This is a genomic window from Enterococcus sp. R12 (genome assembly GCF_058135755.1).
On the sequence record NZ_CM176874.1, the window covers coordinates 2,211,792 to 2,234,446 of the forward strand.

Annotated in this window: 21 protein-coding genes; 7 read left to right on the forward strand and 14 right to left on the reverse strand. The window is 42.5% G+C overall.

Going from position 1 to position 22,655, the window contains the following annotated elements; all coding sequences use genetic code 11:
* Positions 1–16: 16 nt before the first annotated feature.
* A complete protein-coding gene (gene bsh / locus ACTW1R_RS10235) occupies positions 17–991 on the reverse strand; it encodes a choloylglycine hydrolase (protein ID WP_271814763.1) in 975 nt (324 codons plus the stop codon).
* A gap of 390 nt (positions 992–1,381) precedes the next feature.
* Here bsh and ACTW1R_RS10240 point away from each other — a divergent pair, with 390 nt between their 5' ends.
* From ACTW1R_RS10240 to ACTW1R_RS10250, 3 genes are all read left to right on the forward strand, one after another.
* On the forward strand, positions 1,382–1,903 hold the full coding sequence (locus ACTW1R_RS10240) for a hypothetical protein (RefSeq protein ID WP_118215479.1): 522 nt from the start codon (positions 1,382–1,384) through the stop codon (positions 1,901–1,903).
* A gap of 16 nt (positions 1,904–1,919) precedes the next feature.
* Positions 1,920–2,165, forward strand: coding sequence for a spermidine/putrescine ABC transporter permease (locus ACTW1R_RS10245; protein ID WP_074932921.1), 246 nt, complete (start codon positions 1,920–1,922; stop codon positions 2,163–2,165).
* 473 nt (positions 2,166–2,638) lie between these two features.
* Positions 2,639–3,610: a diacylglycerol/lipid kinase family protein gene (locus tag ACTW1R_RS10250; RefSeq protein ID WP_118215478.1), complete on the forward strand. Its 972-nt coding sequence runs from the start codon at positions 2,639–2,641 to the stop codon at positions 3,608–3,610.
* 53 nt (positions 3,611–3,663) lie between these two features.
* Here ACTW1R_RS10250 and ACTW1R_RS10255 read toward each other — a convergent pair whose 3' ends face one another.
* From ACTW1R_RS10255 to ACTW1R_RS10265, 3 genes are read right to left on the reverse strand one after another with little or no spacing between them, the layout of a single operon-like run.
* Positions 3,664–4,836, reverse strand: a complete 1,173-nt coding sequence (locus ACTW1R_RS10255; protein ID WP_156235826.1) for an ABC transporter permease — start codon at positions 4,834–4,836, stop codon at positions 3,664–3,666.
* On the reverse strand, positions 4,823–5,968 hold the full coding sequence (locus tag ACTW1R_RS10260; RefSeq protein ID WP_156235824.1) for an ABC transporter permease: 1,146 nt from the start codon (positions 5,966–5,968) through the stop codon (positions 4,823–4,825). Before ACTW1R_RS10260 ends, ACTW1R_RS10255 begins: the two co-directional genes overlap by 14 nt.
* Positions 5,969–5,982: 14 nt before the next feature.
* Positions 5,983–6,915, reverse strand: a complete 933-nt coding sequence (locus tag ACTW1R_RS10265) for an ABC transporter ATP-binding protein (RefSeq protein WP_015509966.1) — start codon at positions 6,913–6,915, stop codon at positions 5,983–5,985.
* Positions 6,916–7,001: 86 nt separating this feature from the next.
* Between ACTW1R_RS10265 and ACTW1R_RS10270 the strand changes: the two genes are divergently transcribed.
* A complete protein-coding gene (locus ACTW1R_RS10270; protein WP_489927559.1) occupies positions 7,002–8,111 on the forward strand; it encodes a sensor histidine kinase in 1,110 nt (369 codons plus the stop codon).
* Positions 8,108–8,731, forward strand: a complete 624-nt coding sequence (locus tag ACTW1R_RS10275) for a response regulator transcription factor (protein WP_010749438.1) — start codon at positions 8,108–8,110, stop codon at positions 8,729–8,731. The genes ACTW1R_RS10270 and ACTW1R_RS10275 overlap by 4 nt, the downstream gene beginning before the upstream one ends.
* Before the next feature lie 103 nt (positions 8,732–8,834).
* Here the strand turns inward: ACTW1R_RS10275 and ACTW1R_RS10280 are convergent, their stop codons facing one another.
* The 5 genes from ACTW1R_RS10280 to ACTW1R_RS10300 all read right to left on the reverse strand — a co-directional run bounded on the left by ACTW1R_RS10280 (position 8,835) and on the right by ACTW1R_RS10300 (position 14,209).
* The gene (locus tag ACTW1R_RS10280; RefSeq protein ID WP_005229738.1) at positions 8,835–9,062 is read right to left on the reverse strand and encodes a hypothetical protein; all 228 of its coding nucleotides are present in this window, start codon (positions 9,060–9,062) and stop codon (positions 8,835–8,837) included.
* Positions 9,063–9,163: 101 nt separating this feature from the next.
* Positions 9,164–11,818 (reverse strand): SF1B family DNA helicase RecD2, encoded by a 2,655-nt coding sequence (recD2, locus tag ACTW1R_RS10285; protein WP_271814503.1) that lies wholly within the window; start codon positions 11,816–11,818, stop codon positions 9,164–9,166.
* Positions 11,819–11,838: 20 nt separating this feature from the next.
* On the reverse strand, positions 11,839–12,492 hold the full coding sequence (locus tag ACTW1R_RS10290; protein ID WP_015509969.1) for a histidine phosphatase family protein: 654 nt from the start codon (positions 12,490–12,492) through the stop codon (positions 11,839–11,841).
* A 17-nt stretch (positions 12,493–12,509) separates the two neighbouring features.
* A complete protein-coding gene (trmL, locus tag ACTW1R_RS10295) occupies positions 12,510–13,013 on the reverse strand; it encodes a tRNA (uridine(34)/cytosine(34)/5-carboxymethylaminomethyluridine(34)-2'-O)-methyltransferase TrmL (protein WP_015509970.1) in 504 nt (167 codons plus the stop codon).
* Positions 13,014–13,366: 353 nt separating this feature from the next.
* On the reverse strand, positions 13,367–14,209 hold the full coding sequence (locus ACTW1R_RS10300; RefSeq protein WP_167822048.1) for a methyltransferase domain-containing protein: 843 nt from the start codon (positions 14,207–14,209) through the stop codon (positions 13,367–13,369).
* A 102-nt stretch (positions 14,210–14,311) separates the two neighbouring features.
* Here ACTW1R_RS10300 and ACTW1R_RS10305 point away from each other — a divergent pair, with 102 nt between their 5' ends.
* Positions 14,312–14,953, forward strand: coding sequence for a copper homeostasis protein CutC (locus tag ACTW1R_RS10305; RefSeq protein ID WP_016610839.1), 642 nt, complete (start codon positions 14,312–14,314; stop codon positions 14,951–14,953).
* Positions 14,954–15,014: 61 nt separating this feature from the next.
* On the opposite strand, the gene ACTW1R_RS10310 is transcribed toward ACTW1R_RS10305, so the two are convergent.
* Together ACTW1R_RS10310 and ACTW1R_RS10315 are read right to left on the reverse strand one after the other, a co-directional pair.
* Positions 15,015–16,796, reverse strand: coding sequence for an ABC transporter ATP-binding protein (locus tag ACTW1R_RS10310; protein ID WP_016610838.1), 1,782 nt, complete (start codon positions 16,794–16,796; stop codon positions 15,015–15,017).
* Positions 16,783–18,534 (reverse strand): ABC transporter ATP-binding protein, encoded by a 1,752-nt coding sequence (locus ACTW1R_RS10315; RefSeq protein WP_010749432.1) that lies wholly within the window; start codon positions 18,532–18,534, stop codon positions 16,783–16,785. Before ACTW1R_RS10315 ends, ACTW1R_RS10310 begins: the two co-directional genes overlap by 14 nt.
* Before the next feature lie 144 nt (positions 18,535–18,678).
* Here ACTW1R_RS10315 and ACTW1R_RS10320 point away from each other — a divergent pair, with 144 nt between their 5' ends.
* The gene (locus tag ACTW1R_RS10320) at positions 18,679–19,515 is read left to right on the forward strand and encodes an AraC family transcriptional regulator (RefSeq protein ID WP_010749431.1); all 837 of its coding nucleotides are present in this window, start codon (positions 18,679–18,681) and stop codon (positions 19,513–19,515) included.
* Positions 19,516–19,567: 52 nt separating this feature from the next.
* Here the strand turns inward: ACTW1R_RS10320 and mgtE are convergent, their stop codons facing one another.
* From mgtE to ACTW1R_RS10335, 3 genes are read right to left on the reverse strand one after another with little or no spacing between them, the layout of a single operon-like run.
* A complete protein-coding gene (gene mgtE / locus ACTW1R_RS10325) occupies positions 19,568–20,932 on the reverse strand; it encodes a magnesium transporter (RefSeq protein ID WP_010749430.1) in 1,365 nt (454 codons plus the stop codon).
* Positions 20,933–20,949: 17 nt separating this feature from the next.
* Positions 20,950–21,849, reverse strand: coding sequence for an RluA family pseudouridine synthase (locus tag ACTW1R_RS10330; protein WP_074932946.1), 900 nt, complete (start codon positions 21,847–21,849; stop codon positions 20,950–20,952).
* A gap of 4 nt (positions 21,850–21,853) precedes the next feature.
* A complete protein-coding gene (locus ACTW1R_RS10335; RefSeq protein ID WP_026008090.1) occupies positions 21,854–22,651 on the reverse strand; it encodes an NAD kinase in 798 nt (265 codons plus the stop codon).
* Positions 22,652–22,655: the final 4 nt, after the last annotated feature.

Consider the following 22,655-nt stretch of genomic DNA (forward strand, 5'->3'; position numbering starts at 1 on the left):
GGGTTTTAAAAATGGATCAGTTACTGAAAAATACTTGTTGGTCTTCAACTAATGGATAAGAGATCGGTACATTCCCTTCCAAATCTTCTTTATTCATATCGACTGCAACGATTTGACTATTTTCATACGTACGATAGTAATAGATTCCTTTGTCTGTATTGCAGCAAGAAGTATAAATCGTGTATTCATAGTTTTCGTTTTCAGTATCACATAGTCCCTTTTGCTGTTCGACAGAACCTAGAATATGGAAAAACTGACTAATGCTTTCGGATTCAGATTCTCCAGAAACGGAATTCAATCGGGTAAATGCCGCTTTGACAAAACGGGACATTGAAGAAAGATCTCCTGGCAGACCTAAGCCCCCCATTCCACGACTGTACTCATCAAAATCCAGCTTGTCAGAAAAATGCGTTTCTGGTGTTTTCGATGATAACACACGGTAGTTATTCAAATTGAATAACTGGTAGTCAAATGGCGGATTATTCGTTAAGACCCCGACCGGATTTTCATGAATATGAAGACCATCACTCATACTCTCAACAACGATGGCGCTCTTTTTATCAGCAATCATCCAATGCAATGGCGATAATGGTAGTTCTTCACTAAAATTGATCTTTACCAGATTAACCTTCGCCAACAGGGCTTTTGCCTCTTCCACGGTAGCGCATTGTCCTAGTAACCATGGGATGAATTCAAAAGGCGTGACGTTTTCTTTCCCCTCTTGAAACTCATTGTATACAGCATTTTCTGGAAAATTCAAACCAGCGATACCTAAGCCTTTTTCGTTGACCGCATCATAATAGAGTGGGTATTCAGCGACTCCAGCAGCAATCCCGATCATCGCATAATGGTGATCTATTTCACTTACTTTGCGAAATTTCAATTGGTAATTTCTCGGAGTAATGGTCACCACTTCTTTATAAGAAACATCGTAATCAAAATTTCTGCCAAAATAATGATCCTTCGTTACATACGTTAGCGCAGTACACATCCTAATTCCTCCTAAAATAAGTTTTTACACCTTTAATTTACTCCTATCGCATTTTTTTAACAAGTAAAACGGAAGAAATATTAATAAAAAAATAGTTAGATATATTATGATTGTTTTAATACTACAAAACAACAAAAATCAGCTACCTTGAAAGCCCTCCCCGCGCATGAAAGCGCAAATTTATTCAAATTTAACAACATTATCACGTATATATTGTTAAATAATGATTAAAAAACGGAATATTCCTTTATTTAAGAAGTGCTTAAATGTAAAATAGATAGAGTATTAGGAAAGAATGGTAACCGTTCTTTTTTTACAATACAAAAATACTAATTCATCGAAAATTATAAAAAGAAATTATAGTTTTCTTTGAACAAAGGGGACAAACAAATGAAAAAGACTCTATTTGGATTTGTGTTGGTAACGGCCTTATTTATGGCTGGCTGCTCGAGTGAAGACGCGGAAAGTGATACTGTCGAATCCTCACAACAAACAACAGAAACCACGACGGCGCCATCTGAAGATGATGAAGAGATAGATGATTCAGACGAAACTGATGATTCTGATGCCGACATCAGTGAAAGTTCTGAAGAAGAAACTGACAGCGAAGCGAATCAAGTGTCTGCTGACGATTTAGAAGTACAACTTGAAAAATTATCCGATACGTACGCTGAAATGATTGCAGAAGTGGAGGGTTATATTGCGAATCCTGACACGTATGACTTAACAGCCTACACCTCTATCATGCGCAATTATACTGATTTGATGAGAGAATTACAAACGACTACAGAAGCAATTGAAGCTGCTGATTTAGGTGACGGCTGGGCCTATCACGATAGCTATATGGATATTTTGGAGGACTCTGTAAAACTAACAGAAGCTTTCGGTAATTTACCAGAAATGCAGCCATAATTAAAGGAGAAATGCGATGAAAAAAGTACTAATTAAACTGGTACGAATCTTAAGCATTATCGCGATTATTTTAAATGTGATAGGCACTTCTGCTCTGTTTTATATTGCTCACACTCATAATTTACTGGGATTTATGATTCAAACTTGGCAAAATAATCCATTAAATTTTAATAATTCAGATGTGCTGATAATCAATAATGCGATTATATTTTTGGTGATTCCAATTTTACTTTTAACTTTCGTGAAAAATCCCAAAAAATAATCTTTCGTGGCTCCTCGAGCCGTAAACTTTAAAAGCAAAATCGTTTGTCCATCGATTTTGCTTTTTTTCTTTACCTTTCATTTAGAAAGTTTAAAATTCTTTAAAAAGCACAAAGTAAACATTGTAAGCGATTGCTAAAATAGGAAAACCTGCTATACTGTAAGTGTAAGGAGCAAGGATTCCCAGTAAAGCAGACGAAGCAGGTTCTGCAAGAAAAGAATTGTTGTCAACTTAGAATAAAAGACAAAGGATGTGGGAATTTGAGTTACTCCTTACTAATTGAATAGGATTCGGCGATGGGCATCGTTACCTGAGGATCAAAGTGGACATAAGAACCTTTGAGAACCTAGAAAGCACAATCGTCGAATCTATTTTTTTGCTCTTTTTTTCAGGCATCGTCCCCCCCTCCTTCTGTCGAAACATGCTATAATTAATCGCATTGAACGAAAAAACGATATGGAGCTATTCATAAAATGAACTATTATTATCACTTCCTCGTGAACCCTGCCTCAGGCAGTGGACGAGGGAAAAAAGCGGTGGAACGTGTGCAAAAAATTGTAAAAAAACATCGTTTCCCCCATCAAGTCTATGTAACAAAGTCTCCAGGTGATGAACGAACGATCACACGAAAACTCTTAAAAGAACGCCTCATTCCTTGGGATGAGGTCTATTTAGAAAACGGCGAGATGCTTTTTCCATTATTGGTGGTTATCGGCGGTGATGGAACGTTGCACCAAGTAGTATCAGAGTTACAACTTGAACAACAGCAAATCCCCGTTGCCTATATCCCTGCTGGTTCAGGAAATGATTTTGCTCGGAGTATTGAGTTGCCGCGGGAACCAGAAAAAGCATTTTGGAAAATTGCTGGTACTACTAAACCTCAAGAATTGACCATTATCCGTTATGAGGAGCAGATCCAAGAAGAAAATGGCATTGCCCTTAACAATGTCGGGATTGGTCTTGATGCGGCAATCGTCTATACCACCAATCACTCTGTGGCAAAAAGCAATCTAAATAAGTTTAATCTTGGCTCCTTTTCCTATATCGCTGCAATTATTCGGGTTTTGTTTCGCCAAAAAGGCTTCCCGATCTTAGTTGAGTGCAATGGGCAGCAGTTCAGTTACAAAAAAGCTTTTTTATGTACCACGACCAATCATCCTTACTTTGGCGGCGGTGTGGCGATTGCCCCAACTGCTTCAGTCAAAGAGAAAAAGTTTGATTTCGTTCTTGTCGAACGTGTGTCGCTTTTTAAGATTTTTTGGCTGATCGGCTTACTGATGCGAAAGAAACACATGAATTCACGTTACTTTCACCATCTTTCCACTTCGAAGCTGAGAATCATCTCCACCGTTCCTCAACATGGACAAGAAGATGGCGAGGAAATGGGGCAACGCCCCTTTGATATTACCTTTACCACGGCTTCACAATTATTCTGGTGCCCATAAAAAAACGATACAAATCGCTGCTGATTTGTATCGTTTTTCTATACGTTCGATCATCAATTTTTCGCCGAGTGGTATTGCCAACGACGGCTTCCTTCTCTTCCCAAAATAAATTGGAGCATTGAAAACACGGCAGCAAAAGCAACTAGTACGAAGCCATTGAACCAAAAGGATTCCGTGAACGCTTGATTATAAGTGAGGGTTTCACTGATCAATGTATTGTTTTGTACAAACCAATAGGTTGGCGTAAACGCTGCAATTTTATTGACGATATCTGGCAGGAAATTCGCGGATACAAAGACACCACCGACAAAACAACTTCCTGTTATGAAGATATTGCTGATCCCACCGATTGCTTCTGAGTTTTTCACCAGGGAAGTGACACAAGCTGAAAAGCTGATAACTGGCAATAAAAACAAGAACGTATTCAAAATGTGGTACCAGGCTGCTGTATCCCAAGACGTGCGAATCACTAATAACACCATCAGTAGTAGAAAGCCGAAGGTCAAGAGTAGCGAGTAGCTGATCAAACTTAGAAGGATTTTCCGCTGCAATACACGCTTCGGAAGTGGTGCACTCTGGTTTCGCTTGCTGATTTCTTTGCGATTGAATGCCAAGTTGATCACACCAAACCCGCTAAATACCGAGAGAAAGAGCCCATAAGACAATAAGTTAAAGGTCATGCCAGTCAACAGTTTTTTCATTCGCTGCCCATACTCTGCACTCAGCTTCACATCCCCTGTGACCGCCAGTGCAGATTGCGCTTGTTCTATCGCCGATCCGACGGTTTTGCCTTCCTCCTGAAACAAAAGGACTGTTTGTAAAAAAGTGTTCACTTGCTGAGTGACGACTGTTTTAGAAAAGGCATCTGGTCGACTTTGAATCTCGATCGTCGGCATCTTGCCTGCCTCAACTTGATGAGTGAAATCTGCTGGCACATGCAAGACGATGTTTACACGATTAAAATAAAGCGCATCATCAATTTCTTTTTGCGAGGTGCCATCCAAAGTGACCAAGGTTTGCTTTTCTTTTAAGTAGGCTCGGAGACCATCCACGACAGGCGACTCCTCCTCACTGATCAAAGCAATTTTTGCCTCTTGCAAAGAGGTGTTTTCGACATCGATGCTTTGTGCATAAAAGAATGTGACAACAACAGTGATCAATACCCCAATCAGTAAGTTCGACTTATTTGCTTTAAGCAAAGTCCAAATCGTTTTATAAAGCGTCATAGCGCACCCCTCTTTCGACCCAAGCATTCCCGATGGCAAATAGGACGATAAAACCAGTCAGCCATAGAAGATTGGTATAAAAGCTAGTCAAATCTGTATAGTAGTACAATTGATACAGGCTTTCACTGATCAAATTGACGAGATTCACTTGCCCCAACAGTGGCACATGCAGATCAAGCCAATACTTGATTTGTTCCGAGCCCATCATCCCGGCAAAAAAGCTCATTGCCATCGTCACGGAGACCAAAATACCATCCTTTTGCACCAAGTTCAATTTTGGTGTTAGATTCCCAATCAATGTCCCTAGCAAAATCGCACACAATGATCCTAATGCGGCAACCAGCAGTAACCACTGCCAACGTTGTCCGAAGTCTACTTGATAGACAAAACGAAAGACGGCTAAGATAAGATAGATTTCGACTAACACAATCGTAAAACTCGCCGCTAAATTCGCACTTGAAACCAATGTCCGTTTCCTTGGTATCAAGGAAAGCCGAATACCATTCGCGGATTGATTGGCTTGCTGATCCTGGACATTGCGGACACCCCACATCGTCCCGTAGAGGATCGCCATCCCGATCAACGTAAAGAAATAGAAACTTTTGAAACTCATATCACGATCAGCATTCACTTCTTGAAAAGTCGCTTCCTGCTCAAAAGCCGATAGAATTGGTGCCAGATCAAGGCTCTCAAGTTCTGCCGCTTTACTAGCAATGATTGCTGTGCGTTGTAAAAATTGATCCATTACATTTTTCATCAACGACTGGCTCATGCCCGCTTGGCCCACATGCAGAGAAATGGTTTCATCATCAATCAGATAATACCCAGCTAAATCACCGGCAGTCAGCTTCTCAGATGCCTCTGCCTCTTGTAATTCCTCGAGTTCAAATAATGGTTTTTCATTGATTTTTACTTGTTCAAGGACGGTGGAAAAATTTTCCGAAAGCGCTGTTTGATCTCCAGTCTTTACGATCCCCGTTGTGATCGTTTCTAGATTGCCCGCTTGATCGATCTCCCCGAAGGCAGCCATAAACATTAGACCTAAGAGGATAGGAAACGCCAACGTCCAAAACAGCATGGATTTATTTCGCAGCAATACTTTTGTGCGGTATTTATAAAAATGCCAAAACATTGTGATTCCCTCCTTTAGTCTCTCAATTCCTTGCCCGTGATCTCTAAAAAGACATCATTCAAGGTGGCTTCTTTGGTTGCAATTTTTCCATAAGTGATATGCTCTGCTTGTAAGAGCGTCAGAATCGGTAATAAAACTGTATTCAGCTCCGTCGTTGTTACTTCAAGCTGACCGTTTTTATAGGCGATCCCATCAGAAGCAATGGTTTGCTGAATCGTTGTCAATACAGGCTCAGGTAGTAAAGGGATATCGATGGTCAAACGATCCGCTGTCCGTACCATATCTTTTAGAGATTCCTTGGTTCCTTTAGCAATCACCTGTCCTTGATCCATAATCACGATCTGGTCACAAAGAATCTCCACCTCTTCCATGTAATGGGTCGTATAAACAATCGTCGCTCCTTGACGATTCAGTTCTTTGATACTTTCTAAAATTTTGTTCCGACTTTGAGGATCGACCGCTACCGTGGGTTCATCTAAAAAGATCAAGCGCGGCTTATGAGCGATCCCGCAGGCGATATTCAATCGTCGCTTCAACCCACCGCTGAGCTCGCCTGGATGAAACGTCACAAAATTTTCCAATCCCACTAATTGAATCACTTCTTCGATCAAGGCTTGGCGTTTCTGTTTGTCAGCAACATATAAACCGCAAAAGTAATCGATATTTTCTTGCACACTAAGTTCTTCAAAGACGGCAACATCTTGAGGAACGACGCCAATCATTGCCTTGACGGCATAATTTTCCGGCGTCATGATTGATCCAAACAGTTTAATGGTCCCTTTGTCATAATTTAACAAAGAGAGCATACAGTTGATGGCGGTGGATTTTCCGCTCCCGTTTGGTCCTAATAATCCTAAAACTTCTCCTTCTTGAACTTGCAGATCAAAATGGTTCAACGCCACAAAATCACCATAGCGTTTTACTAATTTATCAATTTCGATAATCATGATGAAAAACTCCTTCCAAATTTCTTGTTAATCTGACTATAATAAAGTTCAAGGAAAGAAACTAGTGACGATTGGCTAAACCAACCATGACATTTGTCACAATGAAGGAGTCTCCTATGACGAACTATCGACCACTCACCGAAGCGGGCTTTTTCCTCGCTATCTCATTGTTCTTATTGGTAAACCAAGGATTTGTTGCTGTGCAAGTCATCTATCTGCTGATCGCTGTTTTATTTACTGGCGTCAGTTATTTGCTGCCTAAGAAACCAAACTGGTTTTTTCAAGTTATTCTGTTGCTGCTATGTGCCTTTTGGCCAGCGCTTGCCCTCTTTTTGCCCGCAATGATGCGGGTGATCGCTCCAAAAGAAAGACAAGATGATGGTTTATTCCTATTAGGTTTTTTGTTGATTTCGACGGTTGGCAACCATTCACCCACTGAGCTCGCCTTTATCATCCTGCTACTGCTTTTCGCTTTTTATTTACGAAAAAAAGAGCAGCGAATGATCGATCTTGAGAAAAAATATATTGCTTCAAAAGATACCCATTGGGAAAAGCAGCAGCAGTTATCGGAACAAAACAAAGCATTAGCCCTGTCACAAGAGACAAAATTAGCCTTACAAATCGCGGAAGAACGAAATCGAATCGCGCGAGATATCCATGACAATGTCGGCCATCTACTTTCGAGTGCCATTTTACAAATTGGTGCGCTTGAAATGATCAATCAAGAGCCGAAATTAAAGGTGCCGTTAGCAAATTTGAGTGCAACGGTTCACACTGGGATGGATCGCATTCGGCAAAGCGTTCATGATCTCCATGAAACATCGATTTCTTTTCCGCAAGCCATAGAGTTTCTGATTGCTGATTTCCCCTCTTCCATAACGATTGAAGGAAACTTGTTTGAAGGATTGAGCGAAGCACAGCAAAACTGTTTCTTAATGGTCATCAAAGAAGCCTTGACCAACAGCATCAAACACAGTCATGCCAAAACCGTTGTCGTGCATTTTCGCACGCTGCCCGCCTTTTACCGTTTGCAAATCACCAACGAGGACGTCAATTCACCCCAAACTGCAAACAGCGGAATCGGTCTGAAAACGATGCGTCAACGGGTCCAGGAGCTGCAAGGTCAAGTTCATATTTTGCAAGAAAACCAACGCTTTCAGTTGACGATCATTTTACCAAAGGAGGAACACCAATGATTACTGTAGTCATTATTGATGATGACCCGTTTGTGACGACCTCGTTACAAACCATTCTTGAAAGCACAGAAGAGATTCAGGTGTTGGGTATCGGTCATTGTGCCAAAGACGCCATTGCTCTTTACGAAGCCCATCGTCCTGACGTTTTGTTGACCGACATCCGTATGCCGGAACAAACTGGGATCGCTGCTGCCAAAGAAATACTGGCTAAATTTCCCCAAGCGATCCTCTTGCTTTTGACCACCTTCAAAGATCAAGAATACATTCGTGAAGCCTTTTCTATCGGTGTCAAAGGATATTTGATCAAACAGAACCTGCAAGCGATCATCCCTTCTGTCAAAGCCGCTTATAATGGCCAAGTTGTCTTTGGGAATGAGATCGTCGAGACCTTCACGCAAATGATGAAGAACCAACCAGCGATAGATAATCAAGCATCTTTTAGCGAACGTGAACTTGCGATCATCAAAGAAGTAGCAGCGGGTAAAAACAATAAAGAAATCGCTGATGCCTTGTATTTGAGTGATGGAACCATTCGTAATTACATCAGTCAATTACTAGAAAAGCTGGAGTTGCGGGATCGCACGCAATTAGCGATCTATTATTATCAGCATTTAAAGTAAACCTCATCGATTGCAAAAAAGCCTGAAGAATGCGAAGCTGCATTCTTCAGGCTTTTTGTTTTCTATTCGAATATCCGACTGTCGTAGTTTTTTGGTGGACAAGCTATGGATTTCCAGGACTGCCAGGATTCGTTGGATTATTCGGTGTGTTAGGCGGAAAAATCGGTGCCTTATCTAACGTTTTTTCTAACCCTGATTCTTCCCGATCGCCTCGTTCTGACTCAGGACTTTCATCCAATTTGAATTCTTTTTCCATCTCATCTAATTTTTTAAAGTCGTTGCCAGATTCTTTCGCTAATTTTGCTAATTTATCTTCGGTTTCTTTCGCCATAACGTAACGCCTCCTTTTGATTTTAGCTTAGCATAAGAAGCTAAAAAACCAAAAGAAAGCGCTCACTAACGACCCTTTTTTAGTATTTTCTCATCTTTGAATCAACCATTTTTTGTGGGCATAAAGTCGTATGGAGAACAATCCTTCATGCCAATCATTGGATCCACTAAATGCTTTTTGACCATCGTTAAAGTCAATACACCATCGTTCGGCGTTTCTTCGATGAGTGCTTCTTCCCCCGTGGTCCCTTCACTTAGAACCTTATCCCCTGACAGAGGCTTTGCCGTTTCTATCTGATTTGATGCTGACGGCTCCGTCTCGGCAAAAGCAAACAAATCAAGCCCACTATCTGAGGTCTTTTCTACTGCTTGCTTGTTAGCAGTAACTTCAGTGCTGGATTGCTCCTTTATCTTCGTCGAAGACGTTTTTACTTTCGTGTCAACAGAGGAATCATCATAAAATGGATCATCGGCTTCTTCAAATTGGGCCAATTTTGCTCGTTGCAACGGCGTCATTTTTTCTGTGCCATTGATGCGTTCTTTCAGCGTGGTTAAACGAGTCGCAGATTCGTGATTGACACAAGTTTGGTACGCTTGTGGTTCACCAAGTAAAATCAGCATCTCTTTGCTGCGGGTCACAGCAGTATATAGCAAATTGCGCTGCAGCATGCGTTGGTATTGATGAACCATCGGCAAAATGACCATTTGAAATTCACTGCCTTGAGATTTATGGATCGAACAACAGTAGGATAACGTGATCTTGTTCCATTCATTCCGCTTATAGGTTACTTCGTTGGCATCAAATTGAATGACCAGCTCGTCGATCTTGTCTTCCGACTGTTTGGCTAGAGTGATCCCAACGATTTGCCCCATATCGCCATTAAACACGTTATCTTCAGGAGAGTTTACCAACTGCAAGACCTTATCGCCGATACGATACACCGTATCATTGAAGGTCACCTCTTTTTTGGTCCCATCATTGGGGTTAAAAATCTCTTGCATCATTTTATTAAGGGCATCGATACCCGCTGCCCCACGATACATCGGTGCCAACACTTGAATATCTTGCGGCGTGTAGCCTTTGTCTTTTGCCCGTTTCACGATTTGAGCGATCAACGGTTCGATTTTGTAAGCATCACACGCAAAGAAAGAACGATCTTTTTGGTTTTGTGTAAAATCAGCAGGCAGCTGCCCATTTTTTATGGCATGGGCGAGTGGAATAATACTTGACCCATCGTCTTGACGATAGATTTCCGTCAATTCTTGTTTCGGGATCGCATCGATCGCTAGCAAGTCATGAAGGACTTGCCCTGGTCCCACAGAAGGAAGCTGATCTTTATCCCCCACAAAAATCACTTGCATATTCGTAGGAATCGACTTAAAGAGGGTATTCGCCAGCCATGTATCCACCATAGACATCTCATCGACGATCAGTAAGCCGCCTTCTAATTCTTTTGGACTGATCGATGGCGCTTTTTCACGTCCGTTCAAGCCTAACAAACGATGGATCGTACCACTTGGCAAGCCAGTCGTTTCGTTCATTCGTTTGGCGGCTCGACCAGTCGGTGCTGCCAAGAGAATCGGAAAGGTTTCGTCGCTGTATTTTGATGGTTCTAAGTCCAAATCGTTCAATTCAGCAAACAATTGTACGATCCCATTGATCACCGTCGTTTTCCCAGTACCAGGTCCTCCTGTCAAAATAAACAATGGCGAACGAATGGCTTCTTTGATTGCTTCTTCTTGCGAAGAACCATAGGTGATGCCTAAATGCTTCTCAATTTTTCGCAGCGTTTTGCTGATTTTTTTCTCAGGATACACGATCTCTTTTTTGCGGGAAAGCAAGCGTTCGATGGAACTAGCGATTCCCCACTCAGAAAAGTACAAACTGTTTTCATATAAACGAGTTTCTTCTTGCTGGATTTTTCCTTCCTCCACTAATTGAATGATCGTTGATGCCAGGTCGTCTGGCGCGATCTCAATAGGACGACTCGTCTCTAATAAACGCAGTGTCTGCTCTAACAAGTCCTGGGCGTGGATAAAGGTATTACCCGTCTGCAAGGATTGGGCAAAGATCTGATGCAAGACTGCGGCTCGAAACCGTTGCGGTGACGAAGCTTCGATCCCTAGCTGCTCAGCGATGCCATCTGCGCGTTTAAAGCCAATGCCTTCAATGTCTTCCACCAGCTGGTAAGGATTTTCTTCGATAATTGCTAATGCTTCATTTTTGTAGGCTTGGTAGATTGCAAAAGAAAGCTGACTACCAAAACCATAACGGCTCAAGCCAACGATCACTTGATCCATCCCATGATTTTGCCGAACGGTATCTAAAATCATTTTTTGCTTACTTTCATTCAATCCTGGAATCTGCTCCAACAATGTTGGTTCTTCCAACATCCGATCGATCGCTTCTTCTCCTAAAAGATCAACGATTTTTTCAGCGGTCTTCTTGCCGATCCCTGGAAATTTTTCTCCAGAAAGATAGGCGATCAACCCTTGTTCAGAGGTCGGTTGTTCTTGTTGGTAGCTTTCGGCCTTCAACTGAACGCCATACTTGGGATGATTGACCAGCTCACCAAAAAACCGATACTTTTCCTCTTCTTGGATTTCGCCGAAACTACCAGTAACGACGATCTCCGAGTCTTTGTAGTCGGCATTATTCTCAGTGACTTTAACTAATAGTACTTTATAAAAATTGCTGGGATTCTGGAAAAAGATGGCGGCAACATGGCCGACAAAAAACGTTCTTTCTGGAATCATGGTGCCGCTCCTTTCATGGTTTACAATAAAGCGTCTAATCCTGCCTGATTGCTTAAAAAGCTTGCTTCATTCCAAACTTTTAGTTCAAAAGGCAATACTTTTTGTTCATTCGTCTCTAATAAGCTAACGCTGTTATTGACTAATCCACCTTGCTCTCTTAATTCGGCTAATGGTTTGCCTGCAAGCCACTGTATAGCAGCCGTAAAGGATGCTCCATGACCGACGAACAATAATGGGCCTTCATGCTGCATCACCGCATCCATGACGACGGTCTCGATTCGGCTCAATGTTTCTTGGATCGGCTCACCTTTAAAGGCACTGGGATCGTATCGATCCAGGTGATTACGCAAATCAGTCAATTGCTGGGGATACTTTTCATGCATTTCATCGATGGACCGACCTTCCAATTCACCGAGTCCGATTTCTCGCAGGTTCTCATTATAAATGATTTCAACAGGGTGTTGGAGTCTTGCTTGGATCTCTTGGGCAGTCACTTTTGCTCGCAAAGATGTACTTGAGTAAATCTTCTCAAAAGGAATAGCTGCCAGATAATCACCGAGTAATTTGATCTCGTCATAACTTTCTGGCAATAACGGCGAATCCCCCAGCATTCCTTGAAAGCGGCGTGCTTGGTTCCACTCTGTTTTTCCGTGACGGGTAAAGTATAATTGCATCGAAAAAGCCTCGCTTCTTAGTCTAATTTGTCGTTCTCGTAATGATGCGTCAATTCCAACTGCGGAAATCCTTGCTGCCGCAAAACTTCATAAATGATCAAAGCCGCCGTATTTGATAGATTTAGGGAACGAACGTGCTCATCATTCATGGGGATCCGCAAGCATTTTTCGGCATGCTCACGCATAAAACTTTCTGGAAGCCCCGTCGTTTCTTTCCCAAAAATGAAGAACTGATCGTCATCTGCGGTGTAATCGACATCAGAATACACGCGATTGGCAAATTTCGAGATCAGGTACAACGGACGCGCTCCTAAAAAGTCCATAAAAGCAGCTAAATCTTTATGATAGGTAATATTGACATCGTGCCAATAATCAAGCCCAGCACGCTTCAATTGCTTGTCATCCGTTGAAAAGCCTAAAGGCTCGATTAAGTGTAAATGAGTATTTGTTGCTGCACACGTCCGTGCAATATTCCCCGTATTGGCTGGGATCTGAGGTTCAAAAAGAACGATGTGATTCATAGATAAAAACTCCTTTCGATCGGTTACTGCCGATCGGTTCTCGCATTGATTTGTGTCGTTAAACGTTACGTTTTCCATTGCATGCTCAGTAACTACTTCAATAACTTCTATAGTACCATATTTTGGCACGCTTGTTTTTCTAGAAACAACATTTTTTGGGCGCTTTTTTGGGCATAAAAAAAACGTACCAACTCGGTGTCGATCACTGCGAGTCGTTACGTTAGTGAAGCTCTTTTCACTAACTTTTATCAGAACAGGAACCTGATAAAAACCAATGAAAAATGACTTGAGAACAATATATCACTCCCATGGCATGATTGCAAGAGTAAATAACAAAAAAGTTCAAAATATTTTCAGGAAATTTTCGCAATCAACACCTCAACATCAACCGTAATCTGTGTCAAAGGGGTTTGTCGCAGCTTTTCTTTGCGTTCCTCCGAAGCCCCCCACTCTAACGGGGACATGGCAAGTAAATCTTGACGATTTTCTTCAGGGATCGCAAAAACATGCGTCACTCTTTGACGGGATGCGTTGGGATAGTGTTCAAAAAATTTGCTAACGACCCGTTCATTCGAATACTGCTGTTTTGTTTCGTTATCAGGATAAAAAGCGGCTCGTAGTTCTTTTAAATAGTCCGCCGCAGGAACCACTTTGATCAGCTGTCCGCCTTTTCTTAGAATGCGGTTAAACTCCCCATAATTTGACGGCGAAAATAGATTGAAAATCGTATCAAAGCTCGCTTCAGCAAACGGCAGGTTGGTCAGATCCGCCACACACCAAAAAGCTGGTACGTTTTGATTGGTTGCTAGATAGACTCCATCCTTGGCAATATCAAAGCCGACAGCCGCCTGAGTCTTTTCATTGACCAGCTGACCCAGAAAACTGCCTTCCCCGCAGCCAACATCTAAAAGATGCTTAGCATCTCCCAAAGCTGCTTTGATGGTCTCAAGGACTGGTGTATACATGCCGCTAGCGATCATTCGTTGACGCGGCAAAAACAGTGCTTGATCATAATCTGCTTTGACTTGATGATCCAAAAAGAAAAGTGTGCCTTTCTTTGATAAGTCAAATCGATGACGATTTGGACAAACCAAGCCATTTTCGGTCGGGAAAAATGCTTGGCGGCACAATGGACATTCAAACAAGTGATAATGGGCGTTTAAAAATAGGCGCCCGCGATCGATTTTTTTTAACATTCAACTTCCCTCATCTCTGCTCTACTTTAGCATATTCTTGTGGTAGAATGCTAGTGGATAGAATAACAAATCAATTGAACACCCATCAAATGGAGGTAAATCATGTTAAAAGAATTTTGTGCAGAAAACTATACCAATATTCCCTTAGCAATCGCCCGAGGTGCAAAGCGCATCGAACTCTGTGATAATTTAGCAGTCGGCGGAACAACACCAAGTACCGGCGTGCAAGAAGAAGTTCTGCAATATGCTGGCGAAAAAGGAATACCCGTTATGACGATCATTCGACCTCGGGGCGGTGATTTTGTTTACAATGATACAGAATTGAAAATCATGCATACCGACTTGATCGAAGCAAAAAAATTAGGAACAGACGGCGTTGTTCTAGGTTGCTTAACACCTAGCGGCTGGTTGGACGAAGAAGCATTGGAGCTACTGTTAGAAACCGCAGAAGGCTTGCAGGTTACTTTTCACATGGCGTTCGACGCGATTCCTGCAGCGCGCCAATTCAAGGCGATCGATTGGTTAGCTGAGCATGGGGTACAGCGGATTTTGACCCATGGTGGTGCTGCAGGCACTCCAATTGAAGAAAATTTCGATCGTCTGAAAGAATTGATCGCCTATGCTGGTGAGCGTTTAACGATTTTACCTGGCGGTGGCATTTCCTTTGAAAATGCCCAAGAAGTTGCCGATACACTAGGTGTAAAAGAAGTTCATGGAACCAGAATCGTTGACCTTAACGATTGAGCTTGAAGGACACAAAGAAATCCCCACAAACGATGCGCTTCTATCGTTTGTGGGGATTCTTTTAGATCGCTTGCAATAAGTCGTATTGTGATTGATACAAATGGTGATACAAGCCTTTTTGTGCCATTAGCTGATCATGGTTACCCGATTCAGCGATCGTCCCCCCTGCCACGTAAAAGATTCGATCAGAATTTTTGATCGTGGACAGTCGGTGAGCGATGATAAATGAGGTTCTGCCTTCTAACAGCTTCAACAATCCTTCTTGCAGCAATTCTTCTGTCTTCGTATCGATACTTGAGGTCGCTTCATCTAAGATCAAAATTTTTGGATCAGCCAACAACGCTCGGGCAAAGGAAATCAGTTGCCGTTGCCCTGCAGATAAAGTACTTCCTCGTTCTTCGACGACGGTTTGATAGCCGTCTTTCAACTCCGTGATAAAGTCGTGGGCACGGACGATCTTCGCTGCTTCGATGATCTCTTCTTCTGTCGCATCTAATTTTCCATAGCGAATATTCTCTATGATCGTTCCTGAGAAAATAAAGGTATCTTGCAGCATGACACCCATTTGTGAGCGCAGCGATTCCAGCGTCACGTCACGAACGTCCATCCCATCCACTTTAACACTGCCTTCATTGACATCATAAAAGCGGCTCAGCAAGTTGATGATCGTGGTCTTCCCTGCACCAGTAGGGCCAACCAAAGCAATACTTTCCCCAGGTTCAATGTGGAAGTTAACATCAGAAAGAATGTTTTTTCCTTCTTCGTATCGGAAGGTCACATGTTCAAAATCAACGGTCCCTTTCATCGTTGGCAATACTTTTGCATCTGGTTTGTCTTCGATATCTGGGACTTCATCCATCGTTTCAAAAATTCGTTCAAGATAGGCTGTTGCTGTAATCAAAGAATTATAAAAATTCCCGATATTGATGACTGGATTCCAGAAATTATTGATATAACTGATAAAAGCGATCAGAGTACCTGTGCTGACATCGACACCGATCTGACGAATGCCGACAAAATAAATCAAACAAGTCGTAATGACTGAAATGTTTTGCACCCCTGGCCACATCAGAAACTGAATTTTGACAGCTTTCATCCATGAAGTCCGGTAATCATTGCTGACTTCTTGGAAGATCTCAGCATTTTCTTCTTCTCGCGCAAAGGATTGAGTAATCTTGATACCAGCAATACTTTCATGAATGTAAGCATTTAGATTGGATTGTTTATTACTCAACACCTGATAGGCTTTGCGCTGGTTATTCTTGATCACCATCACCATGATGAACAAAATTGGCAGCAACGCAAGGGAATACAAGGTCAATTTGAAGTCGATCGCAAACATAAAGATTAAGGTGATGATGACGTTGAAAACATCCGAGATCAAATTGATCAGGCCGTTGCTCAATAGGTCACTCAGTGTATTGATATAGTTTACGATGCGAATCAAGATCTTGCCGTGGGGCCTTGTATCAAAATAAGAAAAAGGCAGTCGCTGCAGATGTTCAAAAATATCAAAGCGCATATCCTTCAATACGTCTTGACCAATATTCGTGATATGGTAGATACGGTAACGCATGCAGACGCCGATAACGATCAAGGTCACTAGAAAGGCAGCTCCTAGAAGCAGCAATTGGTTGACATTTTTCTCAGGAATCGATGAATCGATCGCGATCTTTGTGAAAACGGGCGCCAGCATTCCTGCTAAGTTTGCCAGAATGATCGTAAATAGTACTTTCGCAATACTTCTTTTATAAGGAACGACATATTGTGACAAGCGTTTGAAATCCTTCCAGCTAAACTCCTGGTCTAATTCCTCATCCACATCAAATTTATTTCTCGCCATCGTCTTCACCTCCTGACAAGCCTAATTGTTTTTGATACACTTCGTAGTATTTGCCCCGCAGACTGACAAGTTCTTCATGGGTCCCTTGTTCAACGACTCGTCCTTTTTCCATCATCAGAATCTGATCGGCTTCTCGAACAGAGGAGATCCGATGCGCAATGATAAACGTCGTTTTCTCTCCTGTTAATTTTGTCAGCTCCTGTTGGATCTTCGATTCTGTCTCCATATCGACGGCAGACGTCGTATCATCCAAAATCAAGATCGATGGATCTTTGGCTAAGGCCCGTGCTAGGGAGATCCGTTGTTTTTGTCCGCCAGAAAGCCCCACACCTCGCTCGCCCACGATCGTTTCATAGCCTTGAGGCATCCGAGAAATAAAGGTATCTGCATCAGCGACTACCGCCATTTGCCGAATAAAGCCTTCATCAGCTAAAGGATTTCCAAAAGCAATGTTGTCGGAGATGGTATTGGAAAACAAGAAGACATCTTGCATCACCATTGAAATGTTTTCCCGCATTTGGCGCACGGGATACTCTTTGGCGTTTTTTCCATCAATCAATACTTCCCCTTCAGTGGGATCATAAAAGCGTCCAACCAAATTCACTAACGTCGTTTTCCCTGACCCAGTTTCCCCTAAGATCCCTAACGTTTGGCCAGGGCCAATTTTGAAGTTGATGTTTTCCAACACATTTTGATTCGGATCATCCGAAAAGTGGAAGGAAACATCTTTAAACTCTACAAATCCTTTGATTGGCTCTAATTTTTCTTGTTGATGAACAGGAATTTTCGATTCTTGCGCCAACATTTGCCGAATTTTGATACAGGCTGCGGAAAATCGCTGAACGTCGTTGATCAACCAACCACTCATACGCATAGGATTATTCAACATCCAAAGATAGCCATTAAACGCAACAAGATCCCCTAATGTCATCTCGCCGTTGATGACGAAGATCCCACCCAAAATCAAGGCAATGACTGACAAACTTCCTGCTAAGCCATCAAGCCATGGCAGATAGGTACGGGATACTTTGGCAGATGCCATATTGCGGGTCTTAAAATCTTCGTTGTAGGAGCGAAATTTTTCAATCTCAAAATTTTCACGAGCAAAAGCTTTCACCACTCGATTGCCGCCGATATTTTCTTCCACCATTGAATTCAAGCGCGAAAAGCTCTCACGAATGTCAAAAAACAACGGGTGTGCTTTCTTAGACATGCGATTGGTCAACAGAAATATGATCGGTGTGACAGCCACCAGCGCCAACATCAATTTCCAATCAATAAAGCTCATAACCACCACCGCTGAAAAGAACCATAAGATACATTCAGCGATATTGTAGGTCACCCAAGAAACAAAGTGGCGAATGGCGTCGGTATCACCAGTCATCCGTGCCATAATATCTCCCACACGAGTGTGATTGAAAAAGTCGAAATCCAATTCTTGCAGCTTCTGATACAAATCTTCCCGTAAATCGTATAGCGTATTTTGCCCGACCCGTTCAAATAAAATTTGATAACTGTAGCGGACAATGGTACGAATGACGGTCGTTGCGATCATGATCAACAATAATGGAATCAATAAGTGCGTTTTTTGCTGATTGATGACATCATCGATCACCATTCCTCCCAAGTACGGATTAACAATGATCAGCGCTGCATTGATCACTAAAAACAGGACTGCCAATATGATTTTGCCCCGATTCTTTTTGGCATAGCGCCAGATCCATTGTGTATTACTCATCTAATTCCCCCTCTCGTTGTTAAGCTTAGCGTTTTGAAAAGCGATTTGAATGGTTTTTCTTACTCATTTTGATGTAAAATATTAGTAAGAAGCACCATTCCCTTTTTTTACAGGAAATAAGCACCCAATTGGAGTGAATCAGCCATGAATTTAGTTAACCCTCGCACGTTTAATCCAGAAATCATCTATCTCTTTGACCCATGGACGCAATCAGAAAGTCATGGCGAAATGCACCATCATGACTTTTTAGAAATCAGCGTCTTATTAGAAGGAGAAAGTACCTATTATTTTGAAAAAGAACCAGCGAAAAAAATCCGCGCTGGCAGCGTCATGCTTTTCAATCCTGGCGTCGATCACTGCGAATTGCAGCCTAAGGGCACTCGCTCCCATCAGCTGCATATTGGTTTAAAAAATATTTCTTTGGAAGGGTTTAAACGGAATTTTTTCCCGAACAAACACCCCTTGTTGGAGCTAGGCAAATACCATCATCAAGTTTTGGAAAAAGCCTGGCAGTTGGTGAGAGAAAGCAGTGAAGAGCGGGATGAGTTTCAATTGATGCAAAAGGCTGTTTTGATGGAGATGCTCGTCTACATTTTACGTGGACTAAATGAAGACCATATCAATGTCGTGCCTTACCTTTCCAAAAGCCAACGACGACAACAACAGATCGTCAACTATACGGTCTATTACTTGGAAAATCATTACAAAGAAGAAATCACGTTAGAGAAGCTCGCACAGGATCAATTTCTCAGCCCGACGTACCTTTCAAAGATTTTTAAAGAGGCGACGGGTGTCAGTCCCATCAACTACTTGATTGAGATTCGCTTAAAGCGTGCCAAAGACATGTTAAAAAATGAAAACCTCACGATCAAAGAAGTCGCCTCTGCTGTGGGCTATCAGGATGCTTATCACTTTAGCAAGTCTTTTAAAAAACTTTATGGTGTCTCTCCTTCTGGGGTATTGCCAAAACCAAAAAATTAAAGAGCAAGCCGATGATCTTCCTTTGAAGGAAGATTATCGGCTTGCTCTTTTTTCATTGAATAAAATAGTTCATAAAAAGACTGGCAATGTTGAAATAGATCAAAACACTGGTCAAATCGCTAAGGGTCGTGATAAACGGACCACTTGCCACTGCTGGATCAAACCCCAGCTTGTCCATCAGCATCGGGATCAAACTTCCCGCTAAGTTGGCTACTGTGATGGCACACATCATCGCCATCCCAATCACAAACCCTAGAATCGGATTTTGTTTCCAGACAGCTACGATAGCAAAAATCGTCAATCCCGTGATGGCACCTGTGAACAGTCCCGTCAGCACTTCACCGACCACCGTCTTCATAAAGCTGTTTTCTTTGTCGTCATTGATCGCCAGACGACGAACGGCTACGGCTAAGGATTGGGTACCAGCATTACCGGCGGTCCCAGTGATCAGTGAGATAAAAACAGCGAGAATACTTGCTTCGCTGACCAACTCTTCATAATGACTGATCAGACTGGCGGTGGCCATTCCGAGAAAGAGTAAGGTGATAAGCCAAGGCAAGCGTCTCGAAGACGCTTTGATCGGGTTCTCACTGACTTCTTCCACATTGACCCCTGCCAAACCAGAGTAGTCACTGGCTGCTTCATCATCGATAACGTCGATGATATCATCGACGGTCACGATCCCTAATAGGTGATCGTCATAATCGGTGACTGGCAATGCGAGAAAGTCATAATCTCGGAAGGTCTGAGCGACATCCTCTTGGTCATCTCCAACATGGACCGACATCACCCGCTCGTTCAAAATATCAGCGATCATGGTATCTTCATCATTGATGATCAAGTCTCTTAAAGAAATAACGCCCACAAGCTTATTATCAGTATCCACGACGTAAATATAGTAAATCGTCTCGGCAACATCTGCTGCATTTTTTAAGACATACATCGCTGAACGAACCGTTTGGTTGGCAACAATGGAAACAAACTCGGTAGTCATCAGCGATCCAGCAGTTTCATCTTCATAATGCAGCAGCTCTTTGATTTCGCTAGCAGCTTCAGCGGTCATCAAACTCAAATATTTTGCTGTTTGTTTTTTATCCAGAGTATTCAGCAGGTCAACCGCATTATCGGTATACATTTGCGCCAACATATCAGCCGCATAGGCAGGGCGCATCTCTGAAAGATAGTCCACCATGTGTTCATCATCTTCTTCAATGACGTCAAACATGTCTGCCAATTCTTTCGGGGAAAGATACGTATAGACGATTTGTCGATCGGCTGCTTCTAGAGATTGGTAGAACTGACCCTGCTCGTAGATATGCAGATCCAAGAACGCCTCACGAAATCCCTGGATATCATTGTCTTTTAATGCTTGATTCAGTTGATCAAACCGTTCAGTTAATTCTTGATTTTCATCCAATCTCTTCACCTCATTTGTTATTGCCTATCCATGGCTGAGCAAACAGCGGCCATGTCTGCTGGTAAGGGCAGCTTAAAAGCCAACGGTTCATTCGTAAAGGGATGCTGAAATTGCAGCTGACAGCAGTGTAAAGCTTGTCGCTTGATCCCAAGAGCCATTGTACCGCCATACATCTCGTCTCCTAATAAGGGACAACCGATTGCAGAAAAATGGACCCTTATTTGATGTGTCCTGCCTGTGTGTAACTGAATATCAACTAAAGCGCAATCTGAATTGCGTTGTTTTAGCCAATACTCCGTCCGTGCTTCTTTTCCTTCGTCACTGACCTTGCGTTTCAATAGTGACGTCAGGTCCCTAGCAATCGGCAGCTCAATCTCACCATGGGCAGAAAGTGCGGGCAGTTCACCAGCAACGAGGGCTTGATATTTTTTTACGACCTGCTTCTTTCGCAACTGGCTATCCAGCTTCGCATGGGCAAACCCATGTTTTGCAAAAAGCATCAATCCTGATGTGTCACGGTCTAACCGCGTGACTACATGAATCACTTGATCTTCATAGTGCTGCGCTTGATAGTAGGCCTTGACGCGATTGGCCATCGTGCCAGTCGGATGATATTGCGCTGGGATCGATGAGATGCCTGCTGGCTTATTCACGACTAACAGATGGGCATCTTCATACACGATCTCAATCGGTGTCGGGTCAGCCAGCATCGTCTCATGTTCCCCTTCAGGAGGAATTACAATAGTTACCCTATCATTTTGCGCCAAAGAAAACAAGACGTTTTGCTCGTGATCGTTGACAAATATCTTTCCGCCTTGAAATTTGATTTTTGCTAATAGTCCTTTGGACACCCCTTGTTCCTTCAAAAAGTATTTGACTTGCTGTCCTTGTCCAGTATAGTGATACGTAAATTCCATGGGTTTATTCTTCTCCAATAAAGGAATCTTTGACCCGATTCCAAAAATGCATATGCCGATAAGACGCAAAATGAATCCGTTCATCGGCAATACGGTAATAGATAGCATCGATTTCTTCTTGTTCAATGGTAAACTGATCGATCGTCACTAAATAGTCGGTACTTTGCTGCAGTTGTACTTTGACCCATTCATGGTGACCCACGACGATCGGCGAACCAAGGGTTCGAAAGACACGATTGTTCAACGAAGCAATCTCTGCCAATTGAAAGGCATTGATACTTGGGTGCAAGACTGCCCCTCCAACACTCTTGTTATAAGCAGTGGAGCCGGTGGGCGTTGAGATCGATAAGCCATCGCCGCGAAACTTTTCAAAGAGGTCTTCTTTAATAGAAATATCGGCAACCATCGTTCGATTGCCGCGCTTGATCGTTGATTCATTCAATGCTAGGAAATGCTTGTCTGATTTTCCATTCGCATACGTGATGCGGACATCTAATAACGGATAGCTGACGCTTTTTTGATGGTCATTGCATAATGACTCGACTAGTTCTTCCAATTCATAATCTCGCCAGTCCGTGTAAAAGCCGAGATGACCCGTATGGACGCCTAAAAACTGTACTTGATCCAACTTATGATTGTACAAGTGAAAAGCAGAAAGGAGCGTGCCATCTCCCCCAACAGAAATCACTAATTCAGGATTGTCTTGATCGATCTTATTTTCTGACTGTTCTAAAAGCGTAGTTAAACGCTTTGTCACTTCTACCGACTTGCTTTCTTGATTATGGACGATTGCCACGCGGATACCT

Coding starts and splice junctions, on each gene's coding strand:
- ACTW1R_RS10300 (WP_167822048.1), bottom strand. CDS start 14,209: ATGTTAAAAAAAATCGATCGCGGGCGCCTATTTTTAAACGCCCATTAT.
- recD2 (WP_271814503.1), bottom strand. CDS start 11,818: ATGATTCCAGAAAGAACGTTTTTTGTCGGCCATGTTGCCGCCATCTTT.
- ACTW1R_RS10245 (WP_074932921.1), top strand. CDS start 1,920: ATGAAAAAAGTACTAATTAAACTGGTACGAATCTTAAGCATTATCGCG.
- ACTW1R_RS10320 (WP_010749431.1), top strand. CDS start 18,679: ATGAATTTAGTTAACCCTCGCACGTTTAATCCAGAAATCATCTATCTC.
- ACTW1R_RS10330 (WP_074932946.1), bottom strand. CDS start 21,849: ATGGAATTTACGTATCACTATACTGGACAAGGACAGCAAGTCAAATAC.
- trmL (WP_015509970.1), bottom strand. CDS start 13,013: ATGAATCACATCGTTCTTTTTGAACCTCAGATCCCAGCCAATACGGGG.
- ACTW1R_RS10250 (WP_118215478.1), top strand. CDS start 2,639: ATGAACTATTATTATCACTTCCTCGTGAACCCTGCCTCAGGCAGTGGA.
- bsh (WP_271814763.1), bottom strand. CDS start 991: ATGTGTACTGCGCTAACGTATGTAACGAAGGATCATTATTTTGGCAGA.
- ACTW1R_RS10260 (WP_156235824.1), bottom strand. CDS start 5,968: ATGTTTTGGCATTTTTATAAATACCGCACAAAAGTATTGCTGCGAAAT.
- ACTW1R_RS10270 (WP_489927559.1), top strand. CDS start 7,002: ATGACATTTGTCACAATGAAGGAGTCTCCTATGACGAACTATCGACCA.
- ACTW1R_RS10275 (WP_010749438.1), top strand. CDS start 8,108: ATGATTACTGTAGTCATTATTGATGATGACCCGTTTGTGACGACCTCG.
- ACTW1R_RS10310 (WP_016610838.1), bottom strand. CDS start 16,796: ATGGCGAGAAATAAATTTGATGTGGATGAGGAATTAGACCAGGAGTTT.
- ACTW1R_RS10280 (WP_005229738.1), bottom strand. CDS start 9,062: ATGGCGAAAGAAACCGAAGATAAATTAGCAAAATTAGCGAAAGAATCT.
- ACTW1R_RS10315 (WP_010749432.1), bottom strand. CDS start 18,534: ATGAGTAATACACAATGGATCTGGCGCTATGCCAAAAAGAATCGGGGC.
- ACTW1R_RS10290 (WP_015509969.1), bottom strand. CDS start 12,492: ATGCAATTATACTTTACCCGTCACGGAAAAACAGAGTGGAACCAAGCA.
- ACTW1R_RS10265 (WP_015509966.1), bottom strand. CDS start 6,915: ATGATTATCGAAATTGATAAATTAGTAAAACGCTATGGTGATTTTGTG.
- ACTW1R_RS10255 (WP_156235826.1), bottom strand. CDS start 4,836: ATGACGCTTTATAAAACGATTTGGACTTTGCTTAAAGCAAATAAGTCG.
- ACTW1R_RS10305 (WP_016610839.1), top strand. CDS start 14,312: ATGTTAAAAGAATTTTGTGCAGAAAACTATACCAATATTCCCTTAGCA.
- ACTW1R_RS10240 (WP_118215479.1), top strand. CDS start 1,382: ATGAAAAAGACTCTATTTGGATTTGTGTTGGTAACGGCCTTATTTATG.